This window comes from Cryobacterium sinapicolor, from assembly GCF_004403465.1.
Taxonomy (GTDB): domain Bacteria; phylum Actinomycetota; class Actinomycetes; order Actinomycetales; family Microbacteriaceae; genus Cryobacterium; species Cryobacterium sinapicolor.
This window is the reverse complement of sequence record NZ_SOGQ01000046.1, coordinates 27,209-42,497: the sequence shown is the minus strand read 5'-3', so window position 1 is coordinate 42,497 and position 15,289 is coordinate 27,209. Positions and strand designations below refer to the sequence as shown.

The following is a 15,289-nucleotide window of genomic DNA, read 5'->3' as shown; positions in this document are numbered from 1 at the left end:
GGCCGGCTTCGGTGCCGGAGCGGCGGGCTGCGGCGCGGCCGCCTTCGCCTGGGCCGCGGCCTGGGCTGCCGCGGCATCGGCCGCCGCCTGGGCCTCCGCGGCAGCCTGGACTGCAGCGGCAGCGGCAGCGGCAGCAGCCTGCTCCGCGGCGATGCGGTCGGCCTCGGCGGTCGACGCCTTCACCACCTCGGCTTCGGCGTTGACTTGCTCCACGAGATCGAAGACCCGCTCGGGGGTCAAACGCCTGTATTCGCTGAGCGAAGCGACGGTGCTCGAGAGCCCCGTCGCATCCGTCTTCCCCTGGGCCGCCATGATGACACCGTTGGCGCCGGCCAGGGTGGTCCGAGCGCTCGCGGAGGCATGGGCCGGGACCACTCCGGCCAGGCTGCCTGCCTGCTCGGGGTGTGGGCCGGTGGCTCTCGCCAGCACAGCGGTGACGGCGAGGCGCTCTTTTTCTTCGGCCGCGGCGGATTGCGAGGCGGATTGGGCGGAGAACCCGCTCACCACGACGGCGCCGACGGCGATGACGGAGCCGGCCATGAAAAGGCGGCTGCGGCCGCGCCGACGACGCGTTTCCTGATGGCGGGTGTAACCGATGTCGGTGCCGAGCGCGGTTGCCGCACCGCTGGGCGTGGTTTCTGAATCAGAGTGTGAACTGGAAAAGACGTCGGACAGAGGAGAGGACGAGTTTGAGTTGGTCATACCTTCACAGGGCGAATCGCTCGTGCGGCTGCGCTCACGATTCTTGTTCGACGTTCCACGGTCGGGGTCCCGACCGGGCGAAGTTGCCAGAATGCCCTTGTAATCTGGATAAATCCTCATTTATGGCTGGCAAAGTGCTGGCAACAAAGTGTGGCGGGATTGTCCAAATCACGATCTCGTGGATCTGATTCCCGGTGTTCGTGGTGCAATGGTCCGTGATGTCACAACGCACCGCACCCCCGCACCGTTTCGTCTATTCGACCGACGGGGTCAACCTGGCCACCTACGAATTCGGAGATTCGAGCGCTCCGACCGTGCTCGCGGTGCACGGCTTCGCCTCCAGCGCCGTCGCCAACTGGCACGTCACCGGCTGGACGCGCGATCTCATCCGCGCCGGCTTCCACGTGATCGCCATCGACCAGCGTGGGCACGGGCTCAGCGACAAGCCCAGCTCCCCCGCCGACTACACGATGGAGGCACTCGTCGACGACGTGCTGCAGGTGCTCGACGCCTACCTGCTCGACGAGGTCTGCTACGCGGGCTACTCCCTCGGCGCCCGCGTGGGCTGGCAGGCCGCCCGCGAATTAGAGGGCCGCATCTCGCGGGCGGTGCTCGGCGGTATCCCCGACGGCGACCCTCTCAAACGCTTCAAGGTCACGGATGCCCGCGCTCACCTCGAGCACGGCACCGAGGTCGACGACCGCCTCACCGGCGCCTACCTGACCATGGCCCGCGCGCTCCCCGGCAACGATCTCAAGGCCCTCGTGGCCCTCGTCGAGGGCATGCGCGGCGGTCCCCAGCCCGGTGCCGAGAACGCGCCGGCACAGCCCGTGCTCTTCGCCACCGGGAGTAAGGACAGCATCCTCGAGGCCTCGAAGACACTCGCCGCGGCCACTCCGTACGGGGGATTCTTCGAGATCCCCGGGCGCAATCACTTCAACGCGCCGACGTCCCGCGCTTTCCGGGAGGCGGCGATCGAATTCTTTCGCGGCGGGAGCGGGAGCGGCAACGGCACGACGGCCGAGGTGCCACTGCTCTGATAATGTGCGCTCGTGGGTGCAAAAACATTCGATCGCGGCGTCGGAGTCGTCATAGCGCTTCTCGCTGGGGGCGCAGCCGCCCTCCTGTTGTTCGTCGTTGCGGTCGGAGAACCGGCTGCCGGAGACACGCCGTCGCAGGGACTCCTCCTCGGCCTCTGGAGCGTGCTCTACGACTTGGCCGCGCCGACACCGCGAATTATTCTCGGTGCCGTCGCTCTGGCCTTCCTTTTCGCCGCAGGAATTACACTGCTCGAACGAAGAACGTCGAGTAAGGCCCGTCGGTCCTTGAACCCGCGCACGACTCCCCTCTCGGCCGGAATCGTGATGGCGAAAACGCGCGGTGTCTTTGCCGGACCGGTGACCGTGACCGTGCTGGTGCCGGCGTACAACGAAGAGGCATCGATCTCTGCGACCCTGACATCGCTGCTCGCCCAATCGCACCGCCCGGAACGCGTCGTGGTCGTGGCCGATAACTGTACCGATGGAACCGTGGACATCGCCCGGTCCCTGGGGGTGGAGGTCTTCGAGTCTCACGAAAACAGGTTCAAGAAAGCCGGGGCGCTCAATCAGATCTTGAAGATACTGCTCCCCGGCCAGGGCGACAACGACCTCGTCATGGTGCTGGATGCCGACACAACCCTCGACGACGGGTTCCTGGCCGCCGCCGTCCAGAGATTCACCAGCGATCGAGCGCTGATGGCAGTCGGTGGGTTGTTCTACGGCGAGGAAGGTGCCGGAGTGTTGGGCCAGTTCCAGCGCAATGAGTACATTCGCTACTCCCGTGACATCCGGCGGCGCCGGGGCCACGTGTTCGTACTCACCGGCACCGCTTCACTGTTCCGACCAGTCGCCTTGCGCACGGTGGCAGACAGCCGCGGCGACACGATCCCGGGCACCAGCGGGGACGTCTATGACACGGCTGCTCTCACGGAAGACAACGAGCTCACCATCGCCCTGAAATCGCTCGGCGCCCTCATCATCTCTCCCTCGGAATGCACGGTCGTCACCGAGGTAATGCCGACTCTGCGCGCTCTGTGGGTGCAACGTCTGCGTTGGCAGCGGGGTGCGCTGGAGAACATCGGCGCCTACGGCGTCTCACCGTCGACCTTTCGCTACTGGGCCCAGCAGCTGGGCCTGGGCTACAGCGTCATCGCGCTCAGCGCGTTCCTGTTGCTCGTGCTCGTCACGCTCCTGGCAATCGATTCCTGGGTCTGGTTTCCGTTCTGGTTGGGCCTCGGCATCGTTTTCATCGCTGAACGTGTCGTGTCGGTCTGGACAGGCGGGACACGGGCACGCCTGCTGGCGTTTTCGCTCATCCCCGAACTGCTCTTCGATGTCTTCCTCGACCTCGTCTACGTCAAGGGGATCGTCGACATCACCCTGGGCCGGCAGGCTCAATGGGGCGACATAATCCGCTCCTCGCCCAACGACGATCTGCAGAGAGCGGCCTGATCCATTATGAACCACCTGGTTCCGACCGGACTTCTCCTGCCTTCCTCGGTGCTGCAGTCGGACGAATTCGCCATCCTTGCGGCATTCGTCGCGATCAATACGGTCATGTTCGCCGCACTCGCGGTCGCGAAGATCCTCCCGAAGGTGCATCCGATGGATTGGCTAGTCGGGCGTAACCGCCGAGCTGAAACTCGGAGCATCCATCCGGACGGACGCATCTCGCGTCCCACGACTGCTCTCTCAGGCGGCCACAGCAGCGGGACTAGCGAGCACGGCCCGGCGGTCGAGGTGGACCCCGGCGAGCATGCAGCGCACTGAGCCACCGGCAAGCTCGATCGTGGGCACGTCGAGCGGCAGGATCGTGCAGCTCTGCTCGATGACCCGGCGCTGCTGGGCAGACAGGCTGGCGAGGGCGCGACGCGAGAGCGCAAGCACCCGTCCGTTCCGGCCGTGCAGTTCGATGGCGTTGCCGGCATAGTTGCGGATCTGGTCGCGGTCCAGGTCCAGAACCTGTCGATCCTGTGTAGCCAGGCGCTCCACGACGTGGCGGCGCCGGGCGGCCGACTCGATCAGGTCCAACCCGACCAAGGCGAAGTCCGTGGCGATGCACATCATGACGTTGGTGTGGTAGATCGGGGTGCCGTTCTCGTCTGAGGCGTCGAAGACGATGGGCTCGTAGCCGAAGTTGGTGCAGAACCGTTCCAGCGCGATCGGGTCGGCGCGCCTCGACCGTGCCACATAGGCGATGCGCGCCGCATGGTCGAGCACCATCGCGCCGGTTCCCTCGAGGAAGACGTCGTCGAGTTCGAGCCCGGAGTAGTCGACGACGTCCTGCACGCGGTAGCGCTGCTTGAGCATCTCGACGATGTCGCCGCGGCGCTCGGTGCGCCGGTTCGGTGCGTGCATCGGATAGAGCGCCACGTGGCCCCCGGCGTGGGTGGAGATCCAGTTGTTGGGGAACACGCTGTCGGGCCGGCCCGGTCCGTCGTCGTCGAACAGGTGCACCGCTATGCCGTGCGCCTCCAGGGCGCCGGCCACCGCAGTGACCTCGGCGTAGGCGGCCTCGGCCACCAGGGCGGCGTCGTGCCCGGCATCGCGCGACTGGAACGCGTTGTCGTGGGCCGTCTCCGGGTTCGGCGAGAAGAAGTGCGGCCGGATGAGCACCACGGCCGACGGGGCCTGCACGGTCACCAGGGTCAGACGAGAACGGGCGCGCCCGCGGTGACCAGACCGAAGAGGTCCTTCGGGTCATCGGGGTCGGCGACGAGGTCGATGTCGGTGTAGAACGAGGTCTGGTCGACGGCGTCCTGCAGGAAGCGGAGCGCCGAGAAGTCCTCGATGGCGAAGCCCACGGAGTCGAAGACCGTGATCTGCTCGGCCGAGGTGCGGCCGGTCGCCTCGCCCACGAGCACCTGCCAGATCTCGGTGACCGGGAATTCGGGGTGCATCTGCTGGATTTCACCTTCGATCCGGGTCTGCGCGGTGAATTCCACGAAGACGTCGGCGCGGTGCAGGATGCCCATGTCGAGTTCGGTCTTGCCGGGGCAATCGCCGCCGATGGCGTTGATGTGCACGCCGGGGGCGACCATGGCGTCGGTCAGCACGGTGGCATTCGCCTTGTCAGCGGTGCAGGTGGTGATGATGTCGGCGCCGGTGACGACATCCGTCGCCCCGGTGGCCACGACGATCTCGAAACCGAGTGGGGCCAGGTTGCGCACGAACTTGGCGATGGCGTCCGGATCGGTGTCCCAGACGCGCAGCCGGTTGATGCCGAGGAGCCCGCGGAAGGCAAGCGCCTGGAACTCGGACTGGGTTCCCGTGCCGATCATGGCCATGGTGTGGGCGTCGGGGCGGGCCAGCGCCCGGGCGACCATGGCCGAGGTCGCGGCGGTGCGGAAGGCCGTGAGCACGGTCATCTCGGACCAGAACGTGGGGTAGCCGCTCTGAACGTCGGCGAGCACGCCGAACGCGGTCACGGTCTGCAGGCCTCGCGACGGGTTCGACGGATGTCCGTTGACGTACTTGAAGCCGTAGGTGACGCCGTCGCTCGTGGGCATGAGCTCGATCACACCGAGCGGTGAGTGGCTGGCCACCCGCGGCGCCTTGTCGAAGGTGGGCCAGCGGCGGAAGTCCCGTTCGAGGTACTCGACCATGTCGGTAAGGATGCGTTCGACACCCGTCTCGGCGGCCCAGCGATTGATGTTTCCTACGTCTACAAAGCGCACCACGTGCGTCTCCCCTCGATCAGATCTTCAACCCTAGGCATGGGCGATGTGCAGCCGCTATTCGTTTATCGCCGCAATCTGCGCAAAGGTTCGCGCATAATGCTCACCTCGCATTCACACTGTGAGTAATGTATCCCCTCGATGAACTCGACCGCCGCCTACAGTCCGCCCTCCGCGTGAACGGCCGCGAGCCGGTGGCCAGCCTCACCCACGACCTCGGAGTCACGCAGTCCACGATCACCAGCCGGCTCAAGCGGCTGATCGATTCGGGCACCGTCGTGGGCTTCTGCGTGCGGATCCGGGAGGACCGCGACCCGAACTCCATTCGGGCGATCACCCTGATCGAGGTGGAGGGACGAGACGAGCCTGCTGCTCAGCTCGGTGTCGAGCGAGGAACTTCCGGGAACCCGAGGGCTGTCCCAGAACTGAGGATTCCCGCACCTCACCGCCTCACCCGCGCTACATTCATGCCAGCTTCTTGACGACGCGGCATGGGGAGAGTGCAGACAATGGACCCACAAGAGACAACCATCCTGGTCGGGTGGGGCCTGGTGCTGATCGACCTGGTCATCCGGATCACGGCGCTGATCATCATCCCCCGCGATCGCAAGCCGACGGCCGCCATGGCCTGGCTGTTGGCTATCTTCTTCATCCCCTTCGTGGGGATCTTCTTCTTCCTGCTGCTGGGCAGCCCGAAGCTGCCCCGGGCCCGTCGGGAGAAGCAGAGGGAGATCAACCGGATGATCTCCGAAGCAGCCACGGACACGGACCTGGTCTCCGACCGGGACTCCTGGCCGCCGTGGTTCGCCTCGGTGGTCGAGCTCAACCTCCACCTGGGCGCGGTTCCCATCGCGGGCGGCAACAACGCGACCCTGATCGGGGACTACAACGCCTCCATCGAGGCGATGGCCGCCGATATCCACACGGCAACGGAGTTCGTGCACGTGGAGTTCTACATCGTCTCGTTCGACAACACCACGAAGCACTTCTTCGCGGCCATGGAAGCGGCCGTGAAGCGGGGGGTGCGGGTGCGGGTCCTGCTCGACCACATCGCATCCATTCGCACCGTCGGCCACAAGGAGACATTCGCCGAACTCGACCGGATCGGCGCAAAGTGGAGCTTCATGTTGCCCGTGCAGCCGTTCACGGGCAAGTATCAGCGCCCCGATCTGCGCAACCATCGCAAGATCGTCGTCGTCGACGGCCGGGTGGCGTACATGGGGTCCCAGAACTTGATCGACCGCAGCTACCGCGCGGAGAAGAACGTCAGGCGCGGGCTGGCCTGGCAGGAGCTGGTGACCCGGGTGACCGGGCCGGCGGTCAGCGGGATCAACGCGATCTTCCTCTCGGACTGGTACAGCGAAACCGACGAAATCCTGAACGAACGAGTGCCTGCCGACGAGGTCCGGCGGGACAGGTCGACGGATGCGCTGGACTGCCAGGTCGTGCCCAGCGGCCCGGGCTTCGAGGGTGAGAACAACCTGCGGCTCTTCCTCGCGCTGCTGTACTCCGCGCAGGAGCGCATCATCATCACCAGCCCGTACTTCGTGCCGGACGAGGCGATGATGTACGCCATCACATCGGGGCGCCAGCGGGGTCTCGACGTGCAGCTCTTCGTGTCCGAGATCGGCGACCAGGCGTCGGTGTACCACGCCCAGCGCTCGTACTACGGGGCACTTCTGCAGGCGGGAGTGCGGATCTGGCTCTATCCGGCACCGTACATCCTGCACGCCAAGCACTTCTCAATCGACGAGGACGTGGCCGTGATCGGGTCCAGCAATATGGACATCCGCTCATTCGTCCTCAACTACGAGGTCTCCCTGATGGTGCGCGGACGCACGTTCGTCGACCGAATGCGGGAAGTGGAGGCAGGCTACCGGGAGGTCAGCCGAGAGTTGACGCTGGCGGATTGGAACAAGGAGCCCCGCAGCAAGACCGCCCTCGACGGTCTTGCCCGGCTGACCTCGGCCCTGCAGTAGCCTGCCTCCGAGGGTCGAACTAGTCGCGGGTGATCTTCCAGATACCGTCGGCGAGGTCCTTGTCGGGGTGCTGCACCGATGCGAACAGCTCCTTCGGGTTCTTGCCGAAGTAGATCCCGGTGGTCTCGGCGCCCTCGTCCGTCAGGGACGCGAAGAGCTCGACGTTGTCCGAGGCTCCGTCGTGGTCCCGGTCCTTACCGGCCCGGAAGATGTCGCTGAAACTGTTGTCCTCCGTGATCCAGAGGGCGCCGTCGGGGCCCTCTGCGAGGTTGTCCGGGTTGTTGAACCCGCTGACCCCGGCGGCCTTGTCTTCGATCGGCACGTTGACACCCGCCTCGACGAAGCTGCTGACGGTGAGCTTCGAGAGGTCGATCGCGACCACCCTCTCCTCCGAGGTATTGGCCACGTAGAGGGTCTGGCCGATGATCTCGACGTCTTCCGGGCGACCGAACTCAGTGGCGCTGACGTTGTTGGCCGCGACATCCGCGTCAACCCGCACCTGTGCCTGGTCGAGGGCCACCCATTCGAAGGCGCCCACCTTCTCGGCGAAGGTGGCCGGGTTCCACTTCTGCGCGGCATCCGTCAGCCCGGTGATCCTCAGGGCGTGCAGCCGGCCCGCGGAGAGGTCGCCGCGAACGGTCGGCACGAACTTGAAGATCGAGCCGCCGTTGAGTTCGTCGATGACGATGACGGAGCCGTCGGACGCGACGTCGATTCCCTCGTGGCGGAGTGCTCCGAGCTCGGTGCGTTCCTCGATGCGCTCCACCGAGGTCGGGTCGTTCTTCGCTAAGAACAATTCGAAGACCTTGCCGCCGGCTGTCTCCTCCGTGACCAGCAGGCTGCCCCACGGGGTCCAGCGGATGCCGTCAAGACGGTTCCAGTCCGGGCGCTGCGCGATGACGCTGACCGCGCCGGTCTTCAGGTCGGTCACGGAGACGGCACCGTTCGAGCCGACCTCGTAGGTGTTGTAGAGGTAGCGGCCGGCCTGGACGCCGGTCTCGTTCTGGGTGTTCATGTCGTGCAGGTCGTCGACACCGGGATAGACGTCGAGCACGGTCTCGTCGTGCACGAGGGTCTGGGTGAAGCCCTCGGGGACCACGTACGGCTGGGTCCAGTCGGTGCTGCCCTGCTCGTAGGCGGAACCGGCGAGAGGCACGAAATCGAACGGGCCCGTCGCGGCCAGCGCGGCGGGGGCGATGCCGACGACCGCGGTGGCCGTGGCGGTGGCGGTGAGGGCAAAGACAGCGATCTTCTTGCGCAAGGCGATACTCCTTCATGAGGTTGGGAGACAACGACAACGACCCTAGGAGGCGGAATCGACGCGCGGAGGTCGACCGGTTTCCGGGCGATGTCGGCCCGGTGAACACCCGGTGCCCCCGGCACGGCGCGTAACAGAAGCCAGGCCTCGTCGGCCGCTCGGCATTCTGGAGCGCATGAGGCTGACAGCACTGGCCACCCTGACCCTGATGGGAGCGCTGGCACTGGGCGGATGCGCCACCGGCGTTCCCGAGACCGACACCACCCCCTCCGCGTCCACCTCCCCCACCGCTCCGGCCGCTCCGGCCGACGGGACCTGTGCCGGCGTGAGCGTCATCGTCGACTTCGGAGCGCTCGACGCCCCCGAGATCACGGACTGCGTCGACACCGGCGCCGATTCCGGCACCGCGGAAACGATCGCGGCGAGCACGGTCCTGGAGACCGCCGGCGTGACCACCGAGGGCACCGCGGAGTGGGAGTACGCCCAGGAGGGCTTCGGCACCGTCGAGCTGCAGCCGGGCCAGTCCGTCGGACTCGTCTTCACGACCGGCACCGAGACGCCCACCCCCGGACGCTAGTGCTGCGCTTCCGGTCTGCCCCTCTGCGCGCGGCGGTCCGGTCGCACGGCGTCGGAGTGCAGGGCGTCGTTCGCACGGGGTTGGCTCATCGGCCCAGCTCAACCGGCAGGTCTCGGCGCATTCGAAGTGTTACGCACCGGGCCTGCGGGAGGCGTTCGGTCGTGCTCAGGCCTGCGAGCCGCCCGCGATCTCGTAGGACCACAGTTCGCTGCTGAGGCCCACCGGCCGGGCCGGCGCGTCACCCTCGGTGGGGGCGTCGCCACGGTGACCCTGGGCGAAGGAGGGTGAGGTCAGCCACGCCTGGAACGACTCCTCGTCGGCCCAGCGGGTGACGACCAGCCAGGTGCTGCGGTCATCCGTCGGCTTGAGCAGTTCGAAACCCTCGAAACCCGGTCGGCCGTCGACCGCACCGGCGCGGGCGGCGAACCGGCGGGCCAGCTCGTCGCCGTTGTCGCCGGGCACGGTGATGGCGTTGATTTTGATGATCGTCATGGGGTTTCTCCATATCGTGGATGCGCTGTCTGCTTCCTCCATGCTGTCACCCTCGGCTGGGAGGACCTGGCCCTCTGCGGGCTCTCACCGGCCCCGATGCCTATGCTGGGGGACCATGCGACTCTTCCTGATCCGTCACGGCCAGACGCCCGCCAATGTGCTCGGCCAGCTCGACACCGCTCACCCGGGTCCCGGCCTGACCGAGCTCGGATCCCGGCAGGCCTCAGTGATTCCGGATGCCCTTCGCCGCGAGTCCATCGACGCCATTTACGCGTCGACGCTCGTGCGCACCCAGCTCACGGCCGAGCCGCTGGCGGTCGACCGGGGATTGGACGTGCAGGTGGCCACCGGGCTGCACGAGATCGAAGCAGGGGCACTCGAGGGCCGCAGCGACCGGGCATCCGTTCACTCCTACTTTGAGACCGTTCTGGCCTGGGGCACCGGCGACCTCACGGCCAGAATGCCCGAAGGCCTCGACGGGAACAGCTTCTTCACCCGGTTCGACGCCGATATCGCTTCTGCCGCTGCCGGCGCCGACACGGCGGCCGTGTTCAGCCACGGTGCTGCGATCCGCGTGTGGACCGCGGCCCGCGCCGTCAATGTATCGCCCATGTTCGCTGGCACGACCGACCTCGAGAACACGGGGATGGTGGAGTTGTCCGGTTCCCCCGGCGGAGGCTGGACCCTCGTGTCCTGGGCCGGCCTCAGCGTGGGTTCACCGGGTGGACCCCAGCTTCTCGCGCTCTAGGCGTCTTCGGTCGCACCAGGGCATGGCTGTCCCGCAGCAGTTGCTCGACCAGGGCATCGTCGAGGTGCTCGTCCAGCATGATCGTGATCCAGTGCTTCTTGTTGAGGTGGTAGCCCGGTGTGATCTGCTTCGGGAACTCCTCCCGCAGGGCACGGCTTTCGTCCGGGTCGCACTTGAGCGAGACCGTGAAAGGTTCGCCGGCGAGGGCGCTGAGGGCGAAGATCTTGCCGTTGCCGCTGGTCTTGAACACGCTCGTCTCCTCGCCGAAGGGGAACGTCTCGATCGCTTGCGGGAGACTCAGGCAGAAGTCGGCGAGGGCATCCGGTGTCATGCCTTCAGACCCTACTTCGTCGTTGGTGAAAACGGTGTCGCAGCCCCTAACCGGGGATCCGTCACGGCCGATAGTACTCACCACAGCTCAGCTTCCGCTGACGTCTGACTGCCCGGCCGCTCAACGGCATTCACAAAACACGCGAGGACACCGAGTGAAAAATTCCACCTCCCGGCGGCTGCGACCCCGGACGATCGCGTTCGGCGCTTCTGTTCTCCTCATCCTCGGCCTGGGGGCGGTCAGCTCCCTGCCCGCAACGGCGGCAACGGCCGGCGTCGACGTCACGTGGAAGAACACGAACGTCTGGACGACCGGTTTCCAGTCGGAGGTCGGGGTTCGCAACTCGTCCACAACTGCCCTGAAGCCGTGGCAGATCTCCTTCAGCTACGGCAACAGGGTGAACACCCTGTGGAACGGGATTCTGCAGCCGGCCACCGGCGGGTTCTCCGTGAAGGCGCCGAGCTGGGCTCCCGCACTCGCCCCCGGAGCAGCAACCTCATTCGGCCTGACCTCATTCAAGGTGGGCACCTCGCCGCTGTTCCCCACCGCCTGCACGGTGATCGGCCTTCCGGCCGGGGCCGCGTCGATTCCGTGTTCCGTGACTGGCGCGGGGTCGACGACTCCGGCCCCCACACCGACACCGACACCGACACCGACGGCCACTCCCACTCCCACTCCGACTGCGACGGCCACGCCGACTCCGACCGCGACCCCCACACCCACACCCACACCCACACCCACACCCACACCCACACCCACACCCACACCGGCAGGCAGCCTCCTTGTCGCCCCCTATGTGGACATGGGTCTGTGGCCGAGTGCTGACCTCTCCGCATTCGCCGCGGCGACCGGAGTCACGGCCGTCACCGGTGCGTTCATCGTGGCCGACCGCGCCAGCAACTGCAGCCCGACCTGGGCCGGTTACACCGCGTACACGGTGGGTGGAACCCAGGACTTCGCCGGGTCCATCTCGACGTTCCAGAACGGCGGCGGGAAGTTCATCGTCTCGTTCGGCGGGGCCGTCAACAACGAGCTCGCCCGGGTCTGCACCGACCCCGCAGCCCTGCTCGCCGCCTACACGAAGGTCGTCAACCGCTACAACGTGGACCGGATCGACTTCGACATCGAGGGTTCCGACGTCTCCGACCCGTCCGCCAACGCGCGTCGCGTGGTCGCGATCGTCGCACTCCAGAAGCAGCGCGCCGCAGCGGGCCGCCCCCTGCAGGTATCCCTGACTCTCCCCGTGATGCCCTACGGCCTGGTCCCGAGCGGCCAGCGCACGCTCACGGAGTTCGCTGCCGGCGGGGTGACGCTCTCGGCCGTCAACGTGATGGCCATGGACTACGGCGACGGCACGGTCGACATGGGCACGGCGGCGATCTCCGCGGCAACCTCGACTGCGAAGCAGATGGCGGCGATCCCGGCCTACGCCGGCCTGACCAATGCCCAACGTCTGTCCATGATCGGCATCACGCCGATGATCGGGCTGAATGACACGGGAGAGGTCTTCTCGCTCACCGACGCGACCAAGGTCGGCACCTTCGCCAAGGCGAACGCACTGAACTACCTCGGCTGGTGGGAAATGACCCGGGACCAGCCGTGCACCGGCGGAATCCCCGCGTACATGTGCTCCGGGGTGAGCGACCCGCAGTGGTCGTTCTCCCGGGCGTTCGTGGCGGCCACCATCTAACCGCAACGGCGGTGCGGCACCCAGTCGATCAGCGTTCCAGGATCCGGGCCGGGAGCTCTGAGGTTTACCCTCGACCGACTGATCGCGGAGACCGTCGGCAGCCCTCAGGAGAACAGCGGAGCAGGGGGCCCGGCCTTCGACGGACCCTCTGATCCGCTGATCCGCGGGGCCACCGTGATCGCCGCGCGTTCCGTGAACGTCGGATGCAACGGGTCACCGCCGTCAACGACTCCGGAGGCCCAGGAGAGCCTCAGCCCCTCGGGGGTGTCGGCGAGAGTCGCCAGACAGTTGTCGAACCAGGGACCGGTGACGCCCGACCAGCGGAACGGTGGCGGAGCAACCCCCGCCGACCGGGACAGCAGCGCGCTCAGACGCGTGGACACCCCGTAGGAGAGCACGGCGGAGAAGGAGCGCAGCAGGATGGGCAGCGGGTTGCGGATCGGTGAACAGACCGCCTGGATGATGCGGCTCCCGGAGGTCCTCTCCACCTCGGACACGTAGGAGTAATGCACGTCACCCGACAGGAACGTCACGGTCTGCGGGGCCGCTCCCCGTTTGCCGTCGGCGACGTCGGTGGTGATGGCCGCCACGCTCCGGAAACTCCTCTGGAAAGCGGCCCAGTGCTCGAGGTCGAACGCCTGGCGCAGGCGTTCACCCACGCGGGCGGCAGGCCGGCCCCAGGCACCCTCCGAAATCGCCTCATTCCAGGCCTCCAAATGGTGGAGTCCCGTTGGGAGCAGGAACGGCAGTGACGTCGCCACCACCAGATGCCGGAACCCGCCCTGCATCCGTTCGTCGAACCAAGCCGTCTCCTGCTCGTCCACCAGGGCACGCCGCCGGGGATCGAGTTCGCGCGCCGCGCGCGAGTCAAGGACGATCAACCGGTCATCGCCGAAGTCGCGGCAATAGCTCCACCGGTAACTGGTCGGCTCCCGGTCGCACCGCTCGGCGAACCCGTCGAGCAGCGAGGAGAGGTCGAGTTCACCGTCGCCGTCATGCGCCGCGATTGCCTGCCACACCTCGTCGCGGGCACGTGCCTCCGGCGAGAGATTCCCAAGGTGCTGGTACACCCAATACGAGGCCAGCCCGGCCACGATCCGGCCGTGCCACCAGGACGTGGCCTCCATCCGTTGCTTCCAGCTCAGCGAGGCGTTCCAGTCGTCGCGCACGTCGTGGTCGTCGAAGATCATCGCGACGGGCACGGTGGACAACAGCCACCGGTTCGCCTCGTCCGACCAGGCCAGGTTGTAGAGGTGCGCATATTCCTCGAAATCCGCCAACTCCTCGCCGGGCGGCTCTCGGATGTCGCGGCGAGCACGAATGAACTCCTGCATCGCCTCACTGGTCAGGTCGGCGTACACCTGGTCGCCGAGGAACAGCAATAGATCGGGCCAGGAGAGGCCCTCGGCGCCCGCAGCCATCTGCAGCGCATAGGCCCGAAGGGCATCCACTCCGTGCGTGCGGGTGCTCTTCTCGTCGTGGGGCACGCTGGTTCGGCACGATCCGAAGGACAGCCGCATTGAAGCGCCCGGCGTCGACGTCGTGATGACGGAGGCCGGGTAGACCGCGTCAGCGGCGGGCCAGACCTCTGACCCGTCGATGGATACGGTGTAGGGAGTGATTGTTCCCGGTTGCAGGCCGTCGACGGATACCAGGGCGTAGTGGTGGCCGTGAACGGCGAAGGTCCGGGCCGTCCACGAGCGGTTTCCGGCGTTGACCGCGACGGATGCCTCGTCCCGGGTCTCGACCCAGATGCTCGCCGAAATCTCGTCCACGTAGCGCAACATGGGACCCAGCACCAGCGGTGTCATCGTCATGCCACCGTTCTACCGCTTGCCCGGTGCGTCGGCTACACGTGGCCACGTCGACTACACGTGGTCGCGCCAGCTGTGCTTGGGCGCGTAGCCGAGCATCCGTCGAGCCTTGTCGATCGAGAGCAAGGTGTCGTTCTCGCCGACCTCACGGAGTTCGACGCCCGGGAAGACCTCGGCCGCCAGCTTGGCATTGGGCCGGCTCATCACCGTGTCGGCGGCGGCGATGATAAACGCCTCGAAGCCCGGCTTCGCGTTCTGCAACGCCCGCAGCACGGCCTGGGCGCCGTCACGACCGTCGATGTAGCCCCACAGGTTCCACTTGCGCAGGGTCGCGTCGGCGTCGAAGGCGGGGAAGGCCGCGTAGTCCTCCGGGTCCTTGACGTTGGAGAAGCGCAGGGCGGTGATGCTCAGCTCCGGATCCCAGCGGGTGAGCTGGATCGCCATCTGCTCCTCGAGGTGCTTGACCAGCGAGTACGTGCTCTCGGGGCGGGCCGGGTACTCCTCGTCCACGGGAATGTAGGGCGGGTCGATGTCGAACGGCAGCCCGAGCACGGTCTCGCTAGAGGCGTAGACCAGCTTCTTGATGCCCGCACGCCGGGCCGCCTGGAACACGTTATAGGTGGAGAGGATGTTGTTGTGGAACGTGGCCACGTCGGGAACCAGGCCGGGCGCCGGGATCGCACCGAGGTGAACGATGGCGTCGAAGCCGCTGTGCCGGTCATCGACACCGAGGACAGCGTCGACGACCTGGCCGTAATCCGTGAGGTCCACGACCACCAGATCGTGGCTGCGAGCACCGTCGCGGTCGAGGTTCAGCACCTCGTGACCTTCGGCGACGAGGTACTTCACGACGGTCCGGCCGAGCTTTCCGCTTCCACCGGTGACAACGATCTTCATGTGGGACTCCTCTGTGTGGGCGGTGCTGCGGGCGGTGCTGCGGGCGGTGCTGCGGGCGGTGCTGCGGGCGGTGCTGCGGGTTCC

General features: G+C 66.8%; 15 protein-coding genes. 7 read left to right on the top strand and 8 right to left on the bottom strand.

What is annotated here, in order from left to right; all coding sequences use genetic code 11:
* The coding region (locus E3T28_RS09235; protein WP_206750458.1) for a hypothetical protein at positions 1-540 on the bottom strand (540 nt) is incomplete at its 3' end.
* A 380-nt stretch (positions 541-920) separates the two neighbouring features.
* Here E3T28_RS09235 and E3T28_RS09230 point away from each other — a divergent pair.
* Complete coding sequence (locus tag E3T28_RS09230) at positions 921-1,742, top strand: alpha/beta fold hydrolase (RefSeq protein WP_134430057.1); 822 nt, start codon at positions 921-923, stop codon at positions 1,740-1,742.
* A gap of 12 nt (positions 1,743-1,754) precedes the next feature.
* A complete protein-coding gene (locus E3T28_RS09225) occupies positions 1,755-3,194 on the top strand; it encodes a glycosyltransferase family 2 protein (RefSeq protein ID WP_134430054.1) in 1,440 nt (479 codons plus the stop codon).
* 240 nt (positions 3,195-3,434) lie between these two features.
* Here the strand turns inward: E3T28_RS09225 and ctlX are convergent, their stop codons facing one another.
* Together ctlX and E3T28_RS09210 are read right to left on the bottom strand one after the other, a co-directional pair.
* On the bottom strand, positions 3,435-4,385 hold the full coding sequence (gene ctlX / locus E3T28_RS09215) for a citrulline utilization hydrolase CtlX (RefSeq protein ID WP_198417180.1): 951 nt from the start codon (positions 4,383-4,385) through the stop codon (positions 3,435-3,437).
* A 5-nt stretch (positions 4,386-4,390) separates the two neighbouring features.
* On the bottom strand, positions 4,391-5,422 hold the full coding sequence (locus tag E3T28_RS09210; RefSeq protein ID WP_134430048.1) for an ornithine cyclodeaminase: 1,032 nt from the start codon (positions 5,420-5,422) through the stop codon (positions 4,391-4,393).
* A gap of 125 nt (positions 5,423-5,547) precedes the next feature.
* On the opposite strand from E3T28_RS09210, the gene E3T28_RS09205 reads away from it, so the two are divergent.
* Complete coding sequence (locus E3T28_RS09205; protein ID WP_134430045.1) at positions 5,548-5,901, top strand: Lrp/AsnC family transcriptional regulator; 354 nt, start codon at positions 5,548-5,550, stop codon at positions 5,899-5,901.
* Between the two features lie 27 nt (positions 5,902-5,928).
* Complete coding sequence (gene cls, locus E3T28_RS09200; RefSeq protein WP_134430043.1) at positions 5,929-7,398, top strand: cardiolipin synthase; 1,470 nt, start codon at positions 5,929-5,931, stop codon at positions 7,396-7,398.
* A 19-nt stretch (positions 7,399-7,417) separates the two neighbouring features.
* On the opposite strand, the gene E3T28_RS09195 is transcribed toward cls, so the two are convergent.
* Positions 7,418-8,659: an alkaline phosphatase PhoX gene (locus E3T28_RS09195; RefSeq protein WP_134430040.1), complete on the bottom strand. Its 1,242-nt coding sequence runs from the start codon at positions 8,657-8,659 to the stop codon at positions 7,418-7,420.
* 172 nt (positions 8,660-8,831) lie between these two features.
* On the opposite strand from E3T28_RS09195, the gene E3T28_RS09190 reads away from it, so the two are divergent.
* Entirely contained in the window at positions 8,832-9,233 is a 402-nt protein-coding gene (locus tag E3T28_RS09190) for a hypothetical protein (RefSeq protein ID WP_134430038.1), read from the top strand.
* 165 nt (positions 9,234-9,398) lie between these two features.
* Here E3T28_RS09190 and E3T28_RS09185 read toward each other — a convergent pair whose 3' ends face one another.
* The gene (locus E3T28_RS09185; RefSeq protein WP_134430035.1) at positions 9,399-9,725 is read right to left on the bottom strand and encodes an antibiotic biosynthesis monooxygenase family protein; all 327 of its coding nucleotides are present in this window, start codon (positions 9,723-9,725) and stop codon (positions 9,399-9,401) included.
* 115 nt (positions 9,726-9,840) lie between these two features.
* On the opposite strand from E3T28_RS09185, the gene E3T28_RS09180 reads away from it, so the two are divergent.
* On the top strand, positions 9,841-10,473 hold the full coding sequence (locus E3T28_RS09180; RefSeq protein ID WP_134430032.1) for a histidine phosphatase family protein: 633 nt from the start codon (positions 9,841-9,843) through the stop codon (positions 10,471-10,473).
* Here the strand turns inward: E3T28_RS09180 and E3T28_RS09175 are convergent.
* Entirely contained in the window at positions 10,430-10,804 is a 375-nt protein-coding gene (locus E3T28_RS09175) for an MmcQ/YjbR family DNA-binding protein (RefSeq protein WP_134430029.1), read from the bottom strand. The genes E3T28_RS09180 and E3T28_RS09175 overlap by 44 nt on opposite strands.
* A gap of 154 nt (positions 10,805-10,958) precedes the next feature.
* Between E3T28_RS09175 and E3T28_RS09170 the strand changes: the two genes are divergently transcribed.
* Positions 10,959-12,494, top strand: a complete 1,536-nt coding sequence (locus E3T28_RS09170) for a cellulose binding domain-containing protein (protein WP_166786975.1) — start codon at positions 10,959-10,961, stop codon at positions 12,492-12,494.
* Positions 12,495-12,598: 104 nt separating this feature from the next.
* Here the strand turns inward: E3T28_RS09170 and E3T28_RS09165 are convergent, their stop codons facing one another.
* The gene (locus tag E3T28_RS09165) at positions 12,599-14,311 is read right to left on the bottom strand and encodes an alkaline phosphatase D family protein (protein WP_134430023.1); all 1,713 of its coding nucleotides are present in this window, start codon (positions 14,309-14,311) and stop codon (positions 12,599-12,601) included.
* 51 nt (positions 14,312-14,362) lie between these two features.
* The gene (locus E3T28_RS09160) at positions 14,363-15,205 is read right to left on the bottom strand and encodes an NAD-dependent epimerase/dehydratase family protein (protein ID WP_134430020.1); all 843 of its coding nucleotides are present in this window, start codon (positions 15,203-15,205) and stop codon (positions 14,363-14,365) included.
* Positions 15,206-15,289 lie beyond the last annotated feature (84 nt).

Bases quoted from the DNA above. Each gene is read 5' to 3' on its own strand.
- E3T28_RS09190 (WP_134430038.1), top strand. From the start codon at position 8,832: ATGAGGCTGACAGCACTGGCCACCCTGACCCTGATGGGAGCGCTGGCA.
- E3T28_RS09185 (WP_134430035.1), bottom strand. From the start codon at position 9,725: ATGACGATCATCAAAATCAACGCCATCACCGTGCCCGGCGACAACGGC.
- cls (WP_134430043.1), top strand. From the start codon at position 5,929: ATGGACCCACAAGAGACAACCATCCTGGTCGGGTGGGGCCTGGTGCTG.
- E3T28_RS09165 (WP_134430023.1), bottom strand. From the start codon at position 14,311: ATGACGATGACACCGCTGGTGCTGGGTCCCATGTTGCGCTACGTGGAC.
- E3T28_RS09180 (WP_134430032.1), top strand. From the start codon at position 9,841: ATGCGACTCTTCCTGATCCGTCACGGCCAGACGCCCGCCAATGTGCTC.
- E3T28_RS09175 (WP_134430029.1), bottom strand. From the start codon at position 10,804: ATGACACCGGATGCCCTCGCCGACTTCTGCCTGAGTCTCCCGCAAGCG.
- E3T28_RS09205 (WP_134430045.1), top strand. From the start codon at position 5,548: ATGTATCCCCTCGATGAACTCGACCGCCGCCTACAGTCCGCCCTCCGC.
- E3T28_RS09160 (WP_134430020.1), bottom strand. From the start codon at position 15,205: ATGAAGATCGTTGTCACCGGTGGAAGCGGAAAGCTCGGCCGGACCGTC.
- E3T28_RS09230 (WP_134430057.1), top strand. From the start codon at position 921: ATGTCACAACGCACCGCACCCCCGCACCGTTTCGTCTATTCGACCGAC.